The sequence below is a fragment of the Pedobacter cryoconitis genome, from assembly GCF_014200595.1.
In the GTDB taxonomy this organism is placed as follows: Bacteria; Bacteroidota; Bacteroidia; order Sphingobacteriales; family Sphingobacteriaceae; genus Pedobacter; species Pedobacter cryoconitis_C.
The window spans coordinates 278311-298233 of sequence record NZ_JACHCG010000005.1 but is presented as its reverse complement, the minus strand read 5'-3'; the positions used below and the strand labels follow the sequence as shown (position 1 = coordinate 298233).

General features: G+C 39.7%; 15 protein-coding genes. 12 read left to right on the top strand and 3 right to left on the bottom strand.

All coding sequences use genetic code 11. The features are described from left to right. The first annotated feature begins 23 nt into the window (after positions 1 to 23). The 3 genes from HDE70_RS23775 to HDE70_RS23765 are packed head-to-tail and all read left to right on the top strand — an operon-like array spanning position 24 to position 1864. On the top strand, positions 24 to 359 hold the full coding sequence (locus HDE70_RS23775; RefSeq protein ID WP_260162054.1) for a DUF2752 domain-containing protein: 336 nt from the start codon (positions 24 to 26) through the stop codon (positions 357 to 359). Between the two features lie 17 nt (positions 360 to 376). Further along, positions 377 to 739 carry a TM2 domain-containing protein gene (locus tag HDE70_RS23770; RefSeq protein WP_183869265.1) on the top strand — a complete coding sequence of 121 codons (363 nt, stop codon included), beginning with the start codon at positions 377 to 379 and terminating at the stop codon, positions 737 to 739. A gap of 27 nt (positions 740 to 766) precedes the next feature. Next, complete coding sequence (locus tag HDE70_RS23765; protein WP_183892120.1) at positions 767 to 1864, top strand: Nif3-like dinuclear metal center hexameric protein; 1098 nt, start codon at positions 767 to 769, stop codon at positions 1862 to 1864. A gap of 47 nt (positions 1865 to 1911) precedes the next feature. Here HDE70_RS23765 and HDE70_RS23760 read toward each other — a convergent pair whose 3' ends face one another. Together HDE70_RS23760 and HDE70_RS23755 are read right to left on the bottom strand one after the other, a co-directional pair. After that, positions 1912 to 3552 carry a beta-N-acetylhexosaminidase gene (locus HDE70_RS23760; RefSeq protein WP_183892033.1) on the bottom strand — a complete coding sequence of 547 codons (1641 nt, stop codon included), beginning with the start codon at positions 3550 to 3552 and terminating at the stop codon, positions 1912 to 1914. Positions 3553 to 3613: 61 nt separating this feature from the next. After that, positions 3614 to 6049, bottom strand: coding sequence for a phosphocholine-specific phospholipase C (locus HDE70_RS23755; RefSeq protein ID WP_183892032.1), 2436 nt, complete (start codon positions 6047 to 6049; stop codon positions 3614 to 3616). Between the two features lie 142 nt (positions 6050 to 6191). Here HDE70_RS23755 and HDE70_RS23750 point away from each other — a divergent pair, with 142 nt between their 5' ends. The 9 genes from HDE70_RS23750 (at position 6192) to HDE70_RS23710 (ending at position 18823) form a co-directional block, all read left to right on the top strand. Beyond that, on the top strand, positions 6192 to 6746 hold the full coding sequence (locus tag HDE70_RS23750; RefSeq protein WP_183869268.1) for an RNA polymerase sigma-70 factor: 555 nt from the start codon (positions 6192 to 6194) through the stop codon (positions 6744 to 6746). A 74-nt stretch (positions 6747 to 6820) separates the two neighbouring features. After that, complete coding sequence (locus HDE70_RS23745; RefSeq protein WP_183892031.1) at positions 6821 to 7474, top strand: hypothetical protein; 654 nt, start codon at positions 6821 to 6823, stop codon at positions 7472 to 7474. 88 nt (positions 7475 to 7562) lie between these two features. Next, positions 7563 to 8672, top strand: coding sequence for a hypothetical protein (locus tag HDE70_RS23740; protein ID WP_183869270.1), 1110 nt, complete (start codon positions 7563 to 7565; stop codon positions 8670 to 8672). Between the two features lie 195 nt (positions 8673 to 8867). Next, on the top strand, positions 8868 to 11312 hold the full coding sequence (locus HDE70_RS23735; RefSeq protein WP_183869271.1) for a TonB-dependent receptor: 2445 nt from the start codon (positions 8868 to 8870) through the stop codon (positions 11310 to 11312). Positions 11313 to 11360: 48 nt separating this feature from the next. Beyond that, on the top strand, positions 11361 to 12593 hold the full coding sequence (locus tag HDE70_RS23730) for a DUF4374 domain-containing protein (RefSeq protein ID WP_183869272.1): 1233 nt from the start codon (positions 11361 to 11363) through the stop codon (positions 12591 to 12593). Between the two features lie 61 nt (positions 12594 to 12654). After that, positions 12655 to 13764: a PepSY-associated TM helix domain-containing protein gene (locus tag HDE70_RS23725; RefSeq protein ID WP_183869273.1), complete on the top strand. Its 1110-nt coding sequence runs from the start codon at positions 12655 to 12657 to the stop codon at positions 13762 to 13764. Further along, positions 13761 to 16190 carry an outer membrane beta-barrel family protein gene (locus HDE70_RS23720; protein WP_183892030.1) on the top strand — a complete coding sequence of 810 codons (2430 nt, stop codon included), beginning with the start codon at positions 13761 to 13763 and terminating at the stop codon, positions 16188 to 16190. Before HDE70_RS23725 ends, HDE70_RS23720 begins: the two co-directional genes overlap by 4 nt. Positions 16191 to 16433: 243 nt before the next feature. Beyond that, the gene (locus tag HDE70_RS23715; protein ID WP_183869275.1) at positions 16434 to 17177 is read left to right on the top strand and encodes a zinc ribbon domain-containing protein; all 744 of its coding nucleotides are present in this window, start codon (positions 16434 to 16436) and stop codon (positions 17175 to 17177) included. A 140-nt stretch (positions 17178 to 17317) separates the two neighbouring features. Then, positions 17318 to 18823: a tetratricopeptide repeat protein gene (locus HDE70_RS23710; RefSeq protein ID WP_183892029.1), complete on the top strand. Its 1506-nt coding sequence runs from the start codon at positions 17318 to 17320 to the stop codon at positions 18821 to 18823. Here the strand turns inward: HDE70_RS23710 and HDE70_RS23705 are convergent. Beyond that, positions 18820 to 19890, bottom strand: coding sequence for a 3-oxoacyl-ACP synthase III family protein (locus HDE70_RS23705; protein WP_260162047.1), 1071 nt, complete (start codon positions 19888 to 19890; stop codon positions 18820 to 18822). The two genes, HDE70_RS23710 and HDE70_RS23705, sit on opposite strands and share 4 nt — an antisense overlap. Positions 19891 to 19923 lie beyond the last annotated feature (33 nt).

The window sequence follows — 19923 nt, the reverse complement described above, 5'->3', positions numbered from 1 at the left end:
AATATGTAACAATGCGGCCATTTATGACTCTAAAATTCAAAACCGTGATGCTTAACTGGTTAGGCCGTTTACCGCTGGAGCTGGTTTTGTGGGTGGCAGGTTTAACTTTGCTGGCCATTGCAGAACCGGAGGGACATGGACAGGTACATCATTTTACCTTTTGCCCTTTAGCAAATATGGGTCTGGACTGGTGCCCGGGCTGCGGACTGGGAAGGTCGATTACCCAATTGTTCCATGGTAATCTGGCGGAGAGTTTTCATCAGCACTGGCTGGGGATACCTGCGGTAATCATTATCGGCTTGAGAATTATCACACTTAGCCAGTACGAGTGGAAGAAAAATAAGAATAGAAAAAATTAAATATAAGGAGAGAGATTATGTACAATTCACCATTTATGATGCTTCCGGGCATCACGCCTCAGGAGTTTTCTTATTTGCAGTCTATGACCGCAGGTTTTAATGAGCAGCAGCTGAATGGATTTCTGATGATTTACAATAGCAAAAGAAGAAATCCGGACGATATGGTACTTTATTGTGTTTTAGGGTTTTTTGTACCTGGATTATCGAGGTTTCTGGTGAATCAGATTGGGATGGGAATCCTTTACTTTTTTACCCTTGGTTTATGTATGATCGGAACAATTATTGACCTGGTCAATTATAAAAACCTGGCTTTTGAATACAATCAAAAGGTAGCTTTTGAAAGTTTGCAAATGGCGAAAATGGGTACAATTACCCAATAATTAAATCTTATAGTATCTTTACATATGATGAGATTAGCTGTAATTACTAAACATCTGGAGGCTTATGCACCGTTAAGTTATCAGGAAGATTATGATAATTCGGGTTTGCTGACAGGTGATATGAACCAGGAAATCACAGGCGCTTTAGTGGCTCTTGATTGTACCGAAGATATTGTTGATGAGGCCATTGCCAGAAATTGCAACCTGATCATTACGCATCATCCGATTGTTTTTAAAGGATTGAAAAAGTTTACGGGCAAGAATTATATAGAGCGTGTGATTGTTAAAGCAATCAAGAATAACATTGCTTTATATGCAATCCATACGAATCTTGATAGTGTGCAAAATGGAGTGAATGGGGTGATTTGTAAACGTCTGGGTTTAAAACAGCCGAAAATCCTTGCACCTAAAGACGGAATTTTGAAAAAGCTGGTTACTTTTTGCCCAACGGCGCAGGTGACTAAATTAAGAGAAGCTCTTTTTGCTGCGGGTGCCGGAAATATTGCAAATTACAGTGAATGTAGTTTCAATGCAGTAGGTGTAGGTACGTTTAAGGCTTCGGCTGGTACACAGCCTTTTGTTGGTCAGCAGGGATTGCAGCACCAGGAGCCTGAAGTTAGAATTGAAACGGTATTTTTAATTCAGGATGAAAGAAAAGTATTGCTTGCACTGCTTGAAAATCATCCTTATGAGGAGGTTGCTTACGATATTTATCCACTTGAAAATAAGTTAAATACAGTTGGAGCCGGAATGGTCGGCTGGCTGGAAGAAGAAATGGATATGGCAGATTTCCTGAGATTTGTTAAATCAAGAATGAATGTCAGCGTGATCAGACATACGAAGGATACGGGCCGGAAAATTAAAAAGGTGGCTGTTTGCGGTGGTTCTGGTAGTTTTCTACTGGGAAATGCGCTTGCAGCTGGTGCCGATGCTTTTATTACAGCAGATTTTAAGTACCATGAGTTTTTTGATGCGGACGGAAAGCTGATTATTGCTGATATCGGACATTTTGAGAGTGAGCAGTTTACTTCTGATTTACTGGTAGATATTCTGCAAAGGAAATTCCCTGAACTGGCAGTCCGTTTAACGGAGGTCAATACAAATCCGATCAATTACTTTTATTAGATAAATGAGTTAAAACGGGGGTTAGCCATAAGCTGACCCCCGTTTTTTTATTGTTTAGTTTCTTCTGCTTTTGCGTCATAATCTACGACCGCAACATTTACCCCTTCTGCTTTCCAATGTGCTTCAATCAGCTTCATTGTATTCTTGAAATAGGTATAGTCTTTCCGGGATAGATCTGTCCATCCTACTTCTGCGTAAGCAGCTAAACGCGGATAAATCTTCTTTTGCATATCAGCTGCTTCCGGAATAAATTCACTCCACATCTGACAGCCCAGGCCTAATACGTGTTTGTCATATTTAGGATCCAGCCCTTCTGGGACCGGATTAAATTCATAGGCTTTCTGAACCGGTATTTCTTTGTAATCATAGTCCAGATAAGTGTAAATGTGGTAAGAGTTAACCAGATCATAGCCTTTTGAGGCTGCGTTGGTAATCATATCTGTAGTGCCTCTCCAAAAATGAACGATAGTTCCCTGATCCAGTTTCTCTTTGACAGTTGTTTCTTTTTCATCTATATTCTCATGGACTTTACCACCCATAATTTCATTCCAGCCCATCATCCTGCGGCCTTTGGAAGCAATGAATTTAGAAATTTTGTTGGTAAACCAGATTTGTACATCAGCGGGTGATTTTAAACCTTCTCTGACCATCAATGCCTGTATCTGAGGAGAGCTTTTCCATTGATCGTATAAGACTTCGTCGCCACCAATGTGAATTACTTTAGATGGGAATAAGACCATTACTTCGGTCAGTACATCTTCTAAAAAGGCATAAACTTTAGGATCAGCTACGTTGTAGGTGTCTTTAAACTTGCCAAAAGTAACCGGAACTTCAACTTTTTCTCCTGTAGTACCTAACCAGGGATAGGCAGCGATGGCTGCGGTAGCATGACCTGGCATTTCGATTTCCGGAACTATTGTAATATGTCTTTCGGTAGCATAACGGACTACTTCTTTAATCTGTTCTTGTGTATAGAAGCCTTCATGTGGTTTTCCTGAACGTTTATCACTTCTCCAGGCTAATTGTGAATCTTTACGTTTAGAACCTATTCTTGTTAATTCAGGGTATTTTTTGATTTCAATTCTCCAGCCCTGATCGTCTGTTAAGTGCCAGTGAAAAACATTCATTTTCAGCATAGCCATGTCATCCAATAGCTGCTTTACTACCTTCTCTCCTTTGAAATGGCGGCCTTCATCGAGCATTAAAGCACGCCAGCTAAAGCGTGGTTTGTCCTGAATGGTTATAAAAGGAATTTTGACATTTTTACCGTTTTCCTGCTGTGTGATTAATTGCAGCAGAGATTGTATGCCATAAAACAGGCCTGCTTTGTCGGCTGCGGTTATTTTAACTCCTGTCGCATTTACTGTAAGCTGATAGCCTTCTTTACCGGCAGTTGCAGATTGATTTTGTTCCAGCGACAGTACAATTTTATGATTTGCGGCTTTTGATGAGTTGCTGATCTGAATGTTCAGGCCAGTAGCGGCCGAAAGTTTATCTTTTAGATAATTTGCTTCTGTGGTTAATGTTCTGGCAGCATTAATTGTGGTAGCAGCATTAAGCTGAAAGGTTCCCAGGGCTGTTTCCAGAGTTAAGGGGCGCGGAGAAATAAGTGGTTCTGTTTGTGCAAATACGGTTTGGTTACTGAGGAGTAAACAAACTGCTGCAAACGAAGCTAAAAGCTTTTTCATAATGGTTATTTGGTTAAGTTGGGGAATTCTTAATATATTAATTTTTAATGAAATAACTTAATTATACATTCGCCATTAGGGGATCTGTAAAGCTTTCTCCGGAATGTTCTACGTGGCCGGCAAACTGCTGACTGAAAGCGGGGTGCCCACTTGCTTTAACTGTAAAATCGTACCAGTTGTGGCTCTGCTTTAAATCAAGAGGAACACGTTTTGATGTTTCTTTTGCGGTCATTGAAACTTCAGCTAACTGCTGCTGATAAGCGTTATCTGTAAGGGTAAACTGAAGTGGTCTTCCTTTTTTAAGCCGCGTAATTTCCAGGATTACATTCCCGTTTAATTGATCAATCTTTCCTTTTTCATTCTGATAATGCAGGGAAATCATGATTTCAGGATCATTGATATCTCCTTTAAAGTGTCTGAAAAAACCATTAACACTGTATACTTTCAAGTCATATTGCTGCTGATCGAATGTATCCAGTGGCCATTGATAGGTAAGCGTATCTCCTGCTGCCGCTGTAAAAGACCAGTTTTTGTGTTTGGCATAAATGTTAAAGCCAGCACCACTGGCCTGTTTGCCGAAGTATTTATGACCAGCAGTAAGGGCGATTTCAAATTGTTTTTTGGCTGAATTTAATCCTCCCTGGGCGTAAATCTCATAAGGAATGGCGTTAGCTGGCTTAATTCCTTTTTCCTGCGCTGGAAGGTATATCGAGCCTTTCATGTTTTTGGTGACCGCTGTTATAGCCTGCTGATCTAATTTTTTAAAGTTATCTGGTAATTTGGCAAACTGAGCTTTGTGGATTCCTTCGATAAAGGGCTTTCTTTCTATTGTTTTTGGCAATGGAATCTTCTCTCCGTTATAGGGCCTGAAAACAGAAGTAAGGTCACCACACAAACTCCTTCGCCAGGAAGTCAGGTTTTCTTCATGGATCTTCTGCCCTGTTTTGTGGCTTAAAAAGTGTTCTAAAAATTGAATAGATGAGGTGTGATCGAAAACTTGTGAGTTTACATAGCCTCCGCGCGTCCATGGAGAGACTACAACCATAGGCACTCTGTAACCTAAACCTACAGGGCTTTCTCTTTTACTCTGTCCTTTTTGTACAAACTCGGCAGAGATATCGAGGCTTTTGGAAACAATTCCTGTAGACGGGTCTTTTGGGTTAGGAGCTGTAAATGGAGGTACATGATCAAAATAACCATCATTTTCATCGTAGGTAAGCACGAAAATTGTCTTCTTCCAGACTTCTGGATTTTTTGTTAAAATATCAATGGCTTCTGATACATACCATGCGCCATACCAGGGGGCGCCGGGATGGTCAGAGAAGTTGCAAGGTGCAACCAGCCAGGAAACTGCCGGTAACTTGCCTGCATCTGCGTCTGTGCGGAACTGATGTAATACATCCCCTTTGGGAATAGCTGTAGTTCTTTCTTTACCCTGGTCTTGATAAGTAATGGATTCTAACTGGTGAAAATCGGGATCATTTCTATTGGTGGTAAATGCTCTTTGGTGTAAGTCTTGTTGTTCGGGGGATAAAGATTCTAATGGATTGCTTTCCAGAAAGGTAAGATCCTTCTGATAGCGCTCCAGTGTCTTTTGCAGTTTCGGATCTGGTTTATCTTTTAATTTGGCAGCTAAATCTGCTGTTGCTTTTTTCAACCATGAAATATGTTCAGGGTGTCGTTTAACGTGGTATTGCTGGAAAAATTCAATTGGATTGTCTGTAAAGTTCCCCAGCCAGTCGTCTTGTTCTCCTTCAAAGCCAACACCTGCACTGAGCTCGTTCTGATAGATTCTCCAGTCTATGCCGTGAGCAGACAGACGCTCAGGGAAAGTGCCCCACGAAAGGCGCTCCGATCCATCAATGTCTCCATTGTCGAGGTGAGCTTTGGCGGTATCGTTTTGCTCTTCTCTGATCTTCCCTGTCCAGAAAAAGGTGCGGTTAGGACTTGTACCAGTCAGCGAAGAGCAAAAGCTATGATCGCAGACTGTAAACGAATCTGCAAGGGCATAATAGAATGGGATGTCTTCTCTGTTATAATAGCCCATGGTAAGGGGCATGTCTGCGTAATCTTTATTCCCGGATCTTTTGGCTTCAAGCCATCCGTTGAAATTACCATGGTTACGGGCATCAACCTGATTTTCCCACGAGTGTGGCAGGGAATTCATCCAGGTTGCCCTGGTATCTTTCAGATCTAACCTGAAAGGGGCATATGTTTCTCCTTTTTTATTGGTTTGCAGCCAAACCGGATGATCATCAGGTAGGCGGATCGCCCTGGGGTCATTGAAGCCCCGGACTCCTTTTAAAGAACCAAAGGCATGATCGAAAGATCTGTTTTCCTGCATCAGGAAAACGATATGTTCTGCATCCAGAAAAGTGGTTCCCAGTTCAGGATCGATGGCTAAGGCCCTTTGTATTGATCCTGGTAAAATTGTTGAAAGACTTAAGGCACCGGTTAATAAAGATGCCTTCTTGATAAAATCCCTTCTGTTTTCCATGTACTATAAAAATCTAAAAATTATTTTAACTGACAAGCTTAATGGGTTATTAAATATCGCTCTGCATAAAATCGTTACACATTCCGCCATTTTGAATCGTTCTAAATTATCCTAACTTTGACGGATTAACTCATAATAGATCGTGTCTGAACAATCACCGGATAATTTAAAGAATCAGCTTAGGATTGATGAAACGTCTTTTTTTCATCTTTATGAACGCTATTGGAAAAAGTTATATCAACTGGGCTATAAATATCTGGGAGATGCTTATCGCGCAGAAGGTGTGGTACAAGAGGTTTTTACGTCTATTTGGCAGCGTAAGGATAGTTTGTTGCTGAGTGAAGATACGATAGAAAATTATTTAGTCCGTGCGGTACGTTTCCGGATCAGCCGGATTTATAGTGATGAAGTCCGTAAAGCAAAGAAGATGGATGAATTGCTGCTGAGACAAACAGTGAGTGATAACAACCATACGGAGCAGGAAGTGCTGTACCGGTTTTTAAGGGAGGATATTGATAAGTTAGTCAATTGTCTTCCTGAGCGCTGTAAAGCGGTATATGTATTAAGCAGAGAAAAGGGACTGAATAACCAGGAAATTGCAGGTAATCTGCTGATCTCTGAAAAAACAGTCGAAAACCAATTGACAAAAGCGCTGAAGTTTATCCGTAAGGGACTCGATAAGTATCCATTATCTTAAAATTATTAGTCTTTATCTGCCCTGACATAGGGGATAAGGATAGGTTGTGATAATTACAATCAGCAGGACACGCTATGAATCCGGAATTATTAAAAAAATGCTTATCGGGGAATGCTTCTGAGGAAGAACTTAAAATCTATGAAAAATGGATGGAAGGGGAAGCTGATGATTTTGATGCAGAAGAATTAACCGGGGAGAATATACCGTTGCAGAGCGAGGTATGGGCTAAGATCAGTGCAGAAAATTTAAAGTATGAGCATTCGCAGCTTTTTAAAAGTAAGGTGTTTAAATTGCTGGTTGCTGCGAGTTTACTGGTTATATTTTATTTTTTTGGTTTTCAGCGGAGTGTTTCAAAGGATCAGTTCATGGTATTTCATTATGATCAGTCCAGACCAGCTATGGAAAAGGAGTTTGATGGGTTAAAAATCCGCCTGGGACAAAATGGAATGGTCAGGTTGGTACAGCAGAAAAATGATACACTGGATATCAGTTTTTCAGGGAACATGATGGTGCGCAATACGACTTCTGCTGACAAAGAAATTTTGGTGCTTTCCAGAAATAATGAAGGACAATTCCGGTCTAAAAAACTTAACCTGCGCAAGGGCAGATCTTATTTACTGGCACATTATCTTTTTAAAGGTGATGAACTGGTTATGGTAGAAAATCGTAATCTCATGGATATGCCACCGGTACTGGCCTTAAATATGAAAAGAGATTTTAACCTCTAAATCCATTGATGTGAATCGGTATTTACCTGGTAATTTTAAGCTTTTATTTTTGTCTGTGTTTCTTTTGATGTGCGCTTGTAGTGGGCACATGGAAAAGAATGACTTTAATTTTGGGCTGATTGTTTATGATCAGGAGAAGGATGTAACGCATTTTATGCCTGTTTATTCCATGGAGGAAGGAAAGCCTGAGGCTAAAGGAATAGATGTGCCTGGAATGACGATTGCCATTTATGAGCATTGTTATTTGCTGATGGACAGGTCTGATCATAGTTTGCTGAAGTACCGGGCAACGGCAGATGGTTTAGTGCTGGAACAGTCAATTGATATGAAAGCGATTCCCTGGGAGCCTTATTCTGGCTGGGTAAACTGGATTAATGACCATACCATTTTATTGGGTAGTGTGGTTGACGAGCAGTTCCGGTATATAGAAATCGATTTGAAGGAGATGAAAATATTACGGAATGGATTATTAGCTGTTCCGCCAGCACCAAAGGGGGTTAATTACACGGGTATGTCTGCTCAGCTGGTTAAGGACAAGCTTTTTATTTTCTATACTTTTCAAAAGGGTTTTATGCGGGAGCATGTTAATCCACCGGATGATGCGGTTCATACGGCTGTTTTTAGCTTTCCTGAGCTGAAATTGCAAAGTAGTTTTGAGGATAAAAGGACTACCTGGCCTGGCAGTTATAATATCTGGAGTTCCAATTCTATCGTGTTAAATGATACGGCTTATGTATTAGGGCAACCTGGTGGCAGAACAGGTAATCACCCTACTGCTCCTTCGGCTATTTTAAGGCTGAATAAGGGGGCGAAGACATTTGATCCGGATTACTTGTTTAAATTAGGGAGCCATGGCGCTCAGGAGGCTTATACGCTCTATAATTTAGGACATGGGCTGGCGGTAACCAGAATTGTAGAGTCTTCGGCTATCAGTCAGTTTGATGATTATATGCTGAAAAGAATTTCCCGGTACGAGCTATTGGATCTTCGCCGGCAAAAAAAGATTAAGCTGGCGATGCCTCCTGTGATGCTTAATTTTATAATGAACGTTACTGCGGATGAAAATTTCGCCTATCTGTCAGTTTATCAGGAGAATGATAAAAGTCAAATCTGGATTTATAATCTCCGCTCGGGGACACTTAAGCGTGGCGTAATTGTAAATGGAGAGATAATCCGCATCGATAAATTAGCAGATTAAAATCTTTTTTCTATTTTATTTAAAATTATTCTAAATAGCCGTAGGGGGAAAGCCCGACTTATGATAATAGTATAAGTAGAAGCAGGGAAACCAGCGGTAGAATATATGAAAAAATAAAAAAGAGCCATACAGTTCGTACCTGTATGACTCATCCCCAGATGGGGTTACCTCTAAATCGTTTATCATTTAAAAGTAATGCAAATTAAGAAAATTTTTCTGACGGGTATTTTGTGCGCCCTGATTTTTTTTGTTCAGGCTCAGAGTGGCAAGAACGGCACGATTAAAGGAACTATATATAATGACCAGTCGGAAGCCATTCCGGGCGCAATTATCAAATTATCACCCTTAAATAAAACGGCAGTCAGTGATGGAAAGGGAGAATTCCATTTTTCTGGATTAGCTGCGGGTACTTATCAGCTGAAAATTCATTCACTGGGGCATGCTAAAGAAGAGAAGAGCTTGACGGTTGTCGCACAAGGAGAGACTGTTATTAGTTTCAGACTTAAGCAGGATGTAAGAGAGATTGATGAAGTTGCTATTCTTGGCTTCAGCAAAAATCAAAAAACGAACAGGCAGGCTTATAATGTAATCTCTATAGACGCAAAGACGCTTCACAATACAACAATGGACCTTGGACAGGTAATGAACAGGGTTTCTGGTGCCCGGGTCCGTGAATCTGGTGGAGTAGGATCAAATATGACTTTTAGCCTGAATGGATTTTCTGGTAACCAGGTGAAGTTCTTTCTGGATGGTATGCCGATGGAGAATTTTGGATCTTCTTTCCAGCTGAATAATATCCCGGTGAATTTTGCTGACAGGATTGAAGTCTATAAAGGAGTTGTTCCGGTATGGCTTGGTGGAGATGCTTTGGGTGGTGCGGTAAATATTGTGACCAACACAGATCCCAGAACTTATGTAGATGCTTCTTATTCTTATGGTTCTTTTAATACGCATAAAAGTTCGGTCAATGCTGGTTATACAGCTAAATCTGGTTTTACGGCACAATTAAGTGCTTTCCAGAACTACTCTGATAATAATTACTGGGTAACCGGAGGGGTGACAGATAGTATCACCGGAGTAAATACGCCGACAAGAGTACGCAGGTTTCATGATCGGTATCACAATGAAACTGTAGTCGCAAATATTGGTGTATCCGGTAAAAAATATGCTGATCAGTTATTGGTAGGGATTACTTTGGGACAAAACAAAGCAGATATACAGGTCGGAAACCGGATGGAAGACGTATTTGGTGGAAGATGGAAATCCGGAAATACAATACAGCCTACTTTAAAATATGTGAAGAAGGATTTATTTGTTAAAGGACTGGATTTAAGGGTGAATGGAAATTTTAATTTTGGAGAGGAGCGTAATGTGGATACGGTTCCCCGAAAATTTACCTGGGATGGATCTTCTGTACCCAGAAACCGAAACGATCCTAAGGCTATTGGTGGAGAAGGTGATCTGGCAGACTTTAAGTTTAAAAACAACAATGGTCTGGCTAATGCAGGATTGAATTATGCCATAAATGACCGTCATTCTTTGTCTCTTAATGACCAGTTTTCGACTTTTAACAGAAAAGGAGTGAACCGTTTTGATCCGGATAACCGGCAGGACAAGCAGCCTCAGATTTCCAGGAAGAATATCTTAGGTTTAGGTTATCGCTTAAATCTTAATGAAAAACTGAATTTTACTGCCTTTATCAAACAGTACAATCAACATATTACGAGTAATAACGTAGTCAGGGATTTTGATAATTCTACTAAAGTAACTACTTATACTATCCTCTCGCGAAGCTCGGATTTATCTAAGCAAGGGTACGGGTTTGCGGGATCTTATTTCTTAACAGAAAATCTTCAGCTAAAGGCTTCATACGAAAAAGCTTACCGTCTGCCTGATAATGATGAGTTTTTTGGTAATGTATATCTGACAGTTGCAAATCTGGAACTGAAGCCCGAGCGTAGTGATAATATTAATATTGGGGCGACTTATACTACAGAAATAGATAAAACACATTTCTTTCAAATTCAGGCTAATTATATTTTCCGTAATGCGAATGATTATATCCGGGCTAATGTATTGCCTGGCGCAAGTAATGGCAGATATTTAAGCAAGTTTAGCAATGAGGGTAAAGTTACCAATCGTGGTATAGATGCAGAGTTGCGCTATGCTTATAAGCAGTTGTTCACGTTGAATACTAATTTCACTTATCAGAATTTAAGAAACGACAATGAATTCGACAGACTGATTTCAGGTGAACTCTCGAAAACCAGAAGTGTCATTTACAGAGACCGTATTCCTAATACCCCCTACCTTTTTGGAAATGCAAATGGCAGCTTTTATTTCAATAATGTCCTGAAAAAAGGTAACCAGCTTACTTTGGGCTATAACGTATTATTTGTCAATAAATTTTACCTGTACTGGCCCGGACAGGGCTCTAAGGAGACTAAAATGGTTGTACCAACCCAGTGGGCACACGATGTCAATATGATCTATGCAATGGGAGGTGGAAAATATAATATCGCAGTAGAGTGTCTGAATTTAACTGATGCTGAGCTGTTTGATAATTATGCATTACAAAAGCCCAGCCGCGCTTTTAACATCAAACTCCGCTATTATTTTTCTAAAAAAAGAGGCCTCTGATCAGGGTGCCCGCTTAAATCAGCTTTTAATAATTAAATCAATAAAACAATGAAGAAGACTACTAATTTTTTAATAACAGGTATGTTAGGAATGGCGGTACTATTAGGTGCTTGCAGCAAGGATAAAACTCCGGATGCTCCTGTAGATCCAGGGAAGCCAGGGCGTTCAAAATATGTATTTGTTTATACTGGGAAGGGTGATGGCGCTGCAACCTATATTGTAAGTACGGATGATATTACCAAAGGAGGTGTCTCATCAACTAATAATGGTGTAGAGGTAGATGCCTGGTCTTTTATCGTCCAGAATAATACAGTGTTTGCACAAGCTTATAATGAACAGGGATTGGTAAGGCCATTTCGTCTGAATGAACAGGGTAAAATATTTGAAGCCGGTAGAGCAGTAACGACCTTTCGCACCGGTGTATCTGGTAAAGTCGGTAATGATTTCTGGGTAGGTGGTGGTGATCCGCGTTCAAGTGGTGTTGGAGAATTATACCGTTTTGACGCGATCAATCTTCAACTTTCGGGAAGAAGTACAACAGATTTAAAGAAAATAACAGGAACAGGTTTCAATGCTGTATGGACAGGTTTATTTGAGGTAGATAATAAAATATATCTTCCTTACTATAAGTTTAAACATACTCCTGGTGGCCGGGTTTACGAAGGTGAATATGGTAGTTTAGACAGTACATGGGTGGCTGTTTTCAGTTATCCTGAGCTTAAATACGAAAAAACAATCTCTGATGACCGTACTGGTTTTATCGGAGACTGGAGCAGTCAGCAGGGCCTTAAGCAAATTGAGAACGGGGATACTTATGCCTGGTCTACTGCATCTGGTGATGGTGAACAAAGAACATCTACAAAACCGTCTGGTATTGTTCGTATCAAAAAAGGAGCAGAACAATTCGATAAATCTTATTTCTTTAATGTTGAAGCAGCAGTAGGATCAAAAATCTGCAGAGGTGAATATATCGGTAAAGGTAAATTCCTGATGGCGGTTTATACTGATGCCAAAGCAACTGGTGGAAAAATCAAGATGATTATTGCTGATGTATTTAACAATACGGTTACCCCGGTTCCAGGAGTTCCTGTACATGAATTTGGTGGATTTAAGTTAATCGTATATGCTGAACCAGATGGTAAAACAATCAACTACGTAATGGAGGACAGTGCAGGTGAATACTATGTATACATTATTAATGCAGACAATGGAACTGTAACAAGAGGTGTTCATATTGAAGGTGCAGCTGGCGTAACTGCTATCTCGAAATTAACGTATTAAAATATTGTGTTTTGTTGGGCCGTATTACCACGAGTAAGCGGCCCTTTTTTATTCCGTCCCAATGTTCAAAAAAATCAATGCCTGGCTCCATTTGTGGCTGGGGCTTGCTTCAGGTATTATTGTAGTAGTTGTTAGTCTTACAGGCTGCATTTTAGTATTTGAGCAGGAAATAAATAACCTGCTGTATCCATATCTGAGCGTAAAACCGGAGGCGGAAAGTAAGTATCTCCCTCCTTCTCAGCTGGCTGAGCGTTTAGCTAAAGCATTGCCTGGAAAAAAAGCAGCGAGTATCTGGTATCATGGGTTAGATAAATCTGCACATGTAACTATTAATTCTGATTCTACGGTTTATATGAATCCTTTTAGTGGTGAAGTGCTGGCTGTAGCTGATCATGATGCTTTCTTTCATTTCATGGATGAGGGACACCGGAATTTTTGGATGGGAAGAAAAGTTGGTAAGGCCGTTGTTGGCTGGGGAACGTTCATTTTTTTTCTGCTGCTCATCAGCGGATTAATTTTATGGTATCCGAAAAAGTGGAGCAAAACGAATTTCAACAGGAGCTTTAAAATAAAGTGGGATGCAAAGTTCAAAAGACTCAACTATGATCTGCACAATGTACTGGGGTTTTATTCACTGTTAATTGCCGTTATACTGGCCTGTACGGGGCTTGTAATGAGTTTTTCCTGGTTCTCAAAGAGTGTTTACTGGTTGAGTGGCGGAAGTATGGCCAAAAGGGTTAAACAGCAGGAAATTAAAATATTGCCACCGCCAGATCCGATTGTTTACAGCTCGGATAAGGTCTGGTATAAAGTGAGAAAAGAGATCGCAGTCCACGATAAGAATGCCATTATAGTTTCTATTCCTGACCATGATGATGAGGCGGTTTATGCCTGTACAGATATGCACAATGGCAGCTGGAGAGATCTTTACTTTGATCCTGTCACGATAGAGGCATTGCCTTACTCAGGAAAAAGACTGTCTGATCTTGCATTTGCAGATTGGCTCCGCAAGTCTAACTATGCATTGCATGTTGGTGCTGTTGGTGGGCTGTTCACTAAAATTATAGCTTTTATAACCAGCCTGATCTGTGCTAGTTTACCAATCACAGGATTTTATGTGTGGTGGGGTAAAAGGAAAAAAACGAAAAAAAATAAAATAACAACCGCATGAAAATAATCCTGACTTTATTCAGTTTCTTCTTGTTTGCTCAATTACATGCGCAGACGCATCAGGTGAGAGGTCATTTAACGGACGAACATCAAAAACCGGTAAGTTATGCTGGGATTTTTTTAATGAGTGCAGCGGATTCTACGAAAGTTAAAGCTGTAGTGAGTGATTCAACTGGTTATTTTAATCTTTCCAATGTGCCAAAGGGCAAATATTTTGTTAAAATCAGCTTTATTGGTTACCAGCATTATATGAGTGAACCTTTGGAGCTAAATGGTACCGCACTGGTTTCTAATCTTGGGCGTATCCGGCTGGTTGCCGAACAGCTGGCTTTAAATACAATAGAAATTAAAGCGAATAAAGCGACAATTGTACAACAGCTTGACCGGATGATCATGAATGTAGAAAATAGTGTCATGGCCGAAGGAGGAACAACTTTAGAGTTGTTGAATAAAGCTCCGGGTGTAACCATGAGCGAAAGCGGAGAGCTTAGTTTAAAAGGCAGGCCAGGCACTATGGTGATGATTAACGGCAAGCCGACTTACCTTTCAGGAAATCAACTGGCAAATTTACTGAGAGGAACTGCTTCGAACACGATCTCCAGAATTGAAATTATGGCAAGCCCGTCTTCTAAATATGATGCTGCGGGTAATGGTGGCATCGTTAATATTATTTTAAAGAAACAAACAAAGGCAGGTTTAAATGGGACTGTCTCTGCGAATGGTGGTGCCGGAAGATCGGCCCGGTTTGGTGGAGGGACAAGCCTGAATTACCGGACAGAAAAGGTGAGCTTTTTTGGGAATTATAATTATTTCTACCAGGATTTAAAAGGGTCTGATGAGGTGAAAAGAGACTTTTACCAGGATGGAATGGGGGCAGGAAAAACTCCGTATAGCAGCTCGGTTCAGCGAATGGATGAAAAAGCGAAACTACGTTCGCATAACTTCCAGGCAGGAATGGATCTGTTTTTGAATGAGAAAAATACTTTGGGTTTCATGGTAAATGGAGGGGTTGGTAAATATCCATCTGTCCAGCCTACCAGGAACCGGTTATACAATAATGAAACAGGCGATGTAATATGGGATGCACATACGAATACTACAGGTAAGGAAAGATGGACTGACATGCTTTATAATATTAATTATAAGCACCTTTTCAATGCTAAAGGACATGAATTAACGGCAGATCTGGATTATGTTTCTCACTTTTCTAAAATGGATCAGCAGTTGGATACGAGGTTCATGGGGACGCAGAATATGTTTCTGCCTGCATTAAAATCCAGAATTGGTGATCTTCCTTCTGATAATGACATTTATGTAGGGAAAATTGATTATGTACTGCCTGCGGGTAAATTGGGAAAACTGGAAGCTGGCTGGAAAGGAAGTGTGGTTCGTATGATGAATAAGCTGAAATACGATACTTTACAAAACGGAGTCTATGTTCCTGATTATTCTACAAGCAATGATTTTATTTATAAGGAACAAATTCAGGCGGGTTATGTCAACTTGAAGAAGGATATTGGAAAATTCAGTATCCAGGCAGGGCTGCGGGGTGAATATACTTATACACAAGGGCATCAGCTTACCACAGACTCTTTAGTTAAAAGAAGTTATTTTAAATTATTTCCAAGTGTATTCCTGACGCAGGAAATAAATGAGAAAAACAGGGTGCAGTTGAGTTATAGCAAGCGGATAGAGCGTCCCAGCTATTGGGATATGAACCCTTTCCGGGTTTATATGGATCCGTTTTCTTATGAGGAAGGAAATCCTTATCTGAGCCCATCTATTGTGAATGCTTTTGAACTGAGCTATGGCTTTCGTTCCCGTTATTATACAACATTGACTTACAATTCCAGCACAGATGTAATCAGCAGCCTGGTGGGGGGAGATAGTAATCTTGCTTTCCAGCGGCCTGAGAACCTGGCAACTTTTAAAAATTATGGAATCAGTTTTACGGCGTCTGTAGATTTTACCAAATGGTGGTCAGGAACGCAGTTTGCTAATCTTTTCAGAAATGATTTTTCTATTGCAGCTCCCCAGGGAGAACAGCGTATTCAAGGGACAAGTTTTACATTTGATTCTCAAAATACTTTTAAACTGGGAAATGGCTGGAAGGCTGAGCTGAGCGGAATGTATAAATCGAAAGTAGTTTCGGGTGTGTTTACGACAAAGAGCTATTATATGGTCTCTGCGGGTGGCCAGAAAGACATCCTTAAGGACAGGGGGACACTTAAATTACTGGTCAATGATATTTTTCAGAGCAGACAAATTAAGCAAGCTGCTACGTATGGAAATATCTCAACTTACAGTCATAGCAGACCCGACAGCCGCGCTGTAGTGCTCTCTTTCAGTTACCGCTTTGGTGGAGATGGAACAGGTGGTAAACAACGAAGTACGGCCAGTGAAGACTTAAAAGGAAGGTTGAAATAAGGAGGATACAGGGGATAAAATATTTAATTAAAAGCCAATCAGCAGATTAATAGCAAATTGTATGGCTGAAAGAAAATATAATACTTATCTTTGCAAGCTTTAGCAATAGACTATATGACAATTAATTCCTATATTTTGGGGAATTATATTTTGTTTTGAGTCTGTGCAAGAGCTAAGAAACAGTTAAAGAACTGACAATTAGTCAAATATAATTATACCCATACCCATAAATTATTTCATTTAATGGAACAAACTGTAGAGCAAAAGCTGAAAGCTTTATACGAATTACAAACCCTTCATACAAAAATTGATAAAATACGTCAGATTCGTGGTGAATTGCCAATGGAAGTGGCTGATTTAGAAGATGAGGTAGCGGGATTGGATACACGTATACAAAAATTCAAAGCTGAATTGGATGAAACCGAAGATGCTATTGTAACACGTAAAAATATGATCAAAGAATCTCAGGCTTTGATTAAAAAATATGATACTCAGTTAAAAGAGGTAAAAAATAATCGTGAGTATGATGCTTTAACAAAAGAAGTAGAGATCCAGTCTCTTGAAATTCAGGTTTGTGAAAAGAAAATCAGAGAATATGGATTTGATATCTCTTCTAAAACTGAAGTTTATGAGAAAGCTTTAGCTGATCAGGAGTCAAGAAAGAAAGACTTAGAGATCAAAAGAGGAGAATTACAAACAATTACATCTGAGACTGAAAAAGACGAGCAGGTTTTAAATAAAAAAGCCGAGAAAGCTGAGTCTGTAATTGAAGAAAGATTATTAATTGCTTACAGAAGATTAAGAGGAAATGCAAACAATGGTCTTGCTGTGGTAACTATTGACCGTGATTCTTGTTCAGGATGTTTCAATCAGATCCCACCTCAACGTCAGCTGGATATTCGTCAGCGTAAAAAAATCATCGTATGTGAGCATTGCGGAAGAATTTTAGTTGATGAAGCCTTAACATTAGAAAACGTACCAGCATAATTAAGTAATTATTGCTAATCCTATAAAAAAACGGTCAGATTGTAATCTGGCCGTTTTTTTTATACAGTTTTTTCTAAATTTAAAACAATAGCGCTGTCTTTGTCGTTTTTATGGATTCACCATATAGAAATATTTTATTTATGCCCGCCAAAAGGAAATTCATCCTCCTGTTTAGATACTGCCTTTTTCCCCTGTTTTTAATCCTTCCCGGCACAGTTCACGCTAATTTTGATTTTAATGCCAATTGTTTAAAAGCTTATCAGTTAATATTTGAGCTTAAAATTAACGCAGCGAAGCAACTGATTGCAGCCGAAAAAAGTGCACACCCTAAAAATTCTATAGTACCCTTATTAGAAAATTATGCGGATTATTTTTACCTGATTACAGTAGAAAGTAAACAGGATTTTGACAGGTTAAAAGACGAAAAATCCCGCAGGCTTAGTCAGATTGAGGATGACGATGATAAATCTCCTTATTACCTGTATGCGCAGGCAGAGGTTAATTTGCAGTGGGCATTATTAAGAAGCCGCTATGGAGAATATTTTACAGCTGCCAGAGAAATCAAGAAAGCAAACAGCCTTTTGCAGGAAAATAGTAAGAAATTTCCGGGCTTTCATTTGAATGGTAAAGGGTTAGGGTTAATCAATGTGTTTTTGGGAAATCTTCCTGATGGTACGCTGAAGAGTATGCTTTCCACTTTCGGCGTCAAAGGTGATGTACAAAAGGGACTATTGATGTTGGATAAGCTTGCCCAAAACCTTCCCCGTTCTGCGTTTGAGCCATTTTACGAAGAAGTAGTCTTTTATTATTCTTATGTTTTATCTGATGTGATCCATTCTCCGGATGCTTATGCTAAAACTATGAAATATACGGCCAGGATTTCTGACAGCAGTTTGCTGAAAGCTTATTTGCAGGCTTATGTTTGCGCACGAAATGGCCATAATGAGGAAGCAATAGCTATTTTGGCGAAGCGGCCTGCTGGTGAAGGTTACCAGGCATTTCCTTATCTCGAACTTTTAATGGGAACCGCAAAATTGAATAAACTGGATTATTCTGCTTCTGTTAATTTTAAAAGATTTTTGCAGCTTAATAAAGGCGTGAATTACATTAAAGACGCTAACCTTCACTTGTCATGGGTTGCTTTATTAAATGGTGATACAGGGGCTTATAGAGGCTATATTGCCAAAGTTAAAAGTGCAGGATACACCTACGCTGAAAAAGATAAGCAAGCGATGAATGAAGCTGGTGCTCCTGCTCCGGACAAAGGGTTATTAAAATCCAGGTTATTATTTGATGGCGGATACTATACTAAAGCGCTGGAGATATTATCAGGGGAGAATGCTTCGGACTATCAGGCTATCAAAGATAAAGTGGAGTTTTATTATCGCATGGGCAGAATTTACGATGCACTGGATAAAGATGATAGTGCTTTACAGCATTATCAGAATGCTGTAAATTACGGGAAAAATTTAAAGTATTATTATGCGGCGACTTCTGCTTTGAATATGGGTAAAATCTATGCAAAGAAAAAAAATGATGCCAGGGCTAAAGCTTACTTTAACCTGGCAATCAATATGAAAAATCATGAATATGAGAATAGTATTGAAACTCAGGCCAAAGATGGCCTGAAGAAACTGAGCAATTAAAACCGGTATACAAAGGCGTTGATATGCATTCCTGCACCAACGGAAGCAAACACTGCATATTCGCCTGTTTTTACCTTATAACCTGCTACTTTTTCCTTCAGTACAAGATCCAGTAAGGTAGGTATAGTAGCAACTGAGCTATTACCTAACCATGAAATTGTCATTGGGACCAGGTTTTCAGGAACCGCATCCTTATCGTATAATTTGAATAATCTTTTCATAATCGCATTATCCATTTTGCCATTTGCCTGGTGGATAAATACGGTTTTAATATCTTCAATACTCAATCCTGCTTTGTCAATAGCCATTTTTACTACATGAGGAACGTTTACAACCGCAAATTCATAGAGCTTGCGTCCATTCATTTTCATGTAGGTATTGCCATCCGTAGCGCCTGGATTACAGCTTTTAGCCATATATAACAGCGAAGCAAAGTTGCCGGCGAATGTCTGTGTTTTATGGGCAATGATACCAATTGGCTCTTCATTTTCAACGCCTTCAAAAACTACTGCTCCTGCCCCGTCCGAAAAGATCATACTATCACGGTCATGCGGATCAATGATTCTGGAAAGTGTTTCTGAACCAATGACTAAAACACGTTTAGCATCTCCGCTTTGAATCAGGTAATTGGCTTGTATTGCGCCCTGAACCCATCCCGGACATCCAAATATGATATCATAAGACACACAGTCTGGATTCACAATCTCTAATTGCTGCTTAACTTTAGCCGCAAGAGAAGGCAAAATATCCATCCGGTTACTTCCATGGTGAATATCTCCAAAATTATGACATACAATAATGTGATCTAAGGTCTCTTTATCGATTTTCGCATCATCCAAAGCTCTTTGTGCGGCAATGGCTGCGATATTGCTGTTGAGCAGATTATCATCGATATAACGGCGCTCTATAATCTCAGTAATTTCAGAGAATTTACTGATAATATCTGCGTTGTCTTTCTCAAGAATGAGCCCGTTTTCGTAAAAAGTAGAGTTTAGGAAGGAATCTCCTGAAACAATTTTCTCCGGAATGTAACTTCCTGTGCCTGCAATTACTGAAGATATATGCATTTTATTACCCATTCTGAACCGTATACTGTTTTA

What these genes read in the sequence shown, in the direction of transcription:
- HDE70_RS23765 (WP_183892120.1), top strand. Translation starts at nt 767, where the DNA reads ATGAGATTAGCTGTAATTACTAAACATCTGGAGGCTTATGCACCGTTA.
- HDE70_RS23730 (WP_183869272.1), top strand. Translation starts at nt 11,361, where the DNA reads ATGAAGAAGACTACTAATTTTTTAATAACAGGTATGTTAGGAATGGCG.
- HDE70_RS23735 (WP_183869271.1), top strand. Translation starts at nt 8,868, where the DNA reads ATGCAAATTAAGAAAATTTTTCTGACGGGTATTTTGTGCGCCCTGATT.
- HDE70_RS23775 (WP_260162054.1), top strand. Translation starts at nt 24, where the DNA reads ATGACTCTAAAATTCAAAACCGTGATGCTTAACTGGTTAGGCCGTTTA.
- HDE70_RS23705 (WP_260162047.1), bottom strand. Translation starts at nt 19,890, where the DNA reads ATGCATATATCTTCAGTAATTGCAGGCACAGGAAGTTACATTCCGGAG.
- HDE70_RS23740 (WP_183869270.1), top strand. Translation starts at nt 7,563, where the DNA reads ATGGAAAAGAATGACTTTAATTTTGGGCTGATTGTTTATGATCAGGAG.
- HDE70_RS23755 (WP_183892032.1), bottom strand. Translation starts at nt 6,049, where the DNA reads ATGGAAAACAGAAGGGATTTTATCAAGAAGGCATCTTTATTAACCGGT.
- HDE70_RS23710 (WP_183892029.1), top strand. Translation starts at nt 17,318, where the DNA reads ATGCCCGCCAAAAGGAAATTCATCCTCCTGTTTAGATACTGCCTTTTT.
- HDE70_RS23745 (WP_183892031.1), top strand. Translation starts at nt 6,821, where the DNA reads ATGAATCCGGAATTATTAAAAAAATGCTTATCGGGGAATGCTTCTGAG.
- HDE70_RS23715 (WP_183869275.1), top strand. Translation starts at nt 16,434, where the DNA reads ATGGAACAAACTGTAGAGCAAAAGCTGAAAGCTTTATACGAATTACAA.
- HDE70_RS23720 (WP_183892030.1), top strand. Translation starts at nt 13,761, where the DNA reads ATGAAAATAATCCTGACTTTATTCAGTTTCTTCTTGTTTGCTCAATTA.
- HDE70_RS23725 (WP_183869273.1), top strand. Translation starts at nt 12,655, where the DNA reads ATGTTCAAAAAAATCAATGCCTGGCTCCATTTGTGGCTGGGGCTTGCT.
- HDE70_RS23760 (WP_183892033.1), bottom strand. Translation starts at nt 3,552, where the DNA reads ATGAAAAAGCTTTTAGCTTCGTTTGCAGCAGTTTGTTTACTCCTCAGT.
- HDE70_RS23770 (WP_183869265.1), top strand. Translation starts at nt 377, where the DNA reads ATGTACAATTCACCATTTATGATGCTTCCGGGCATCACGCCTCAGGAG.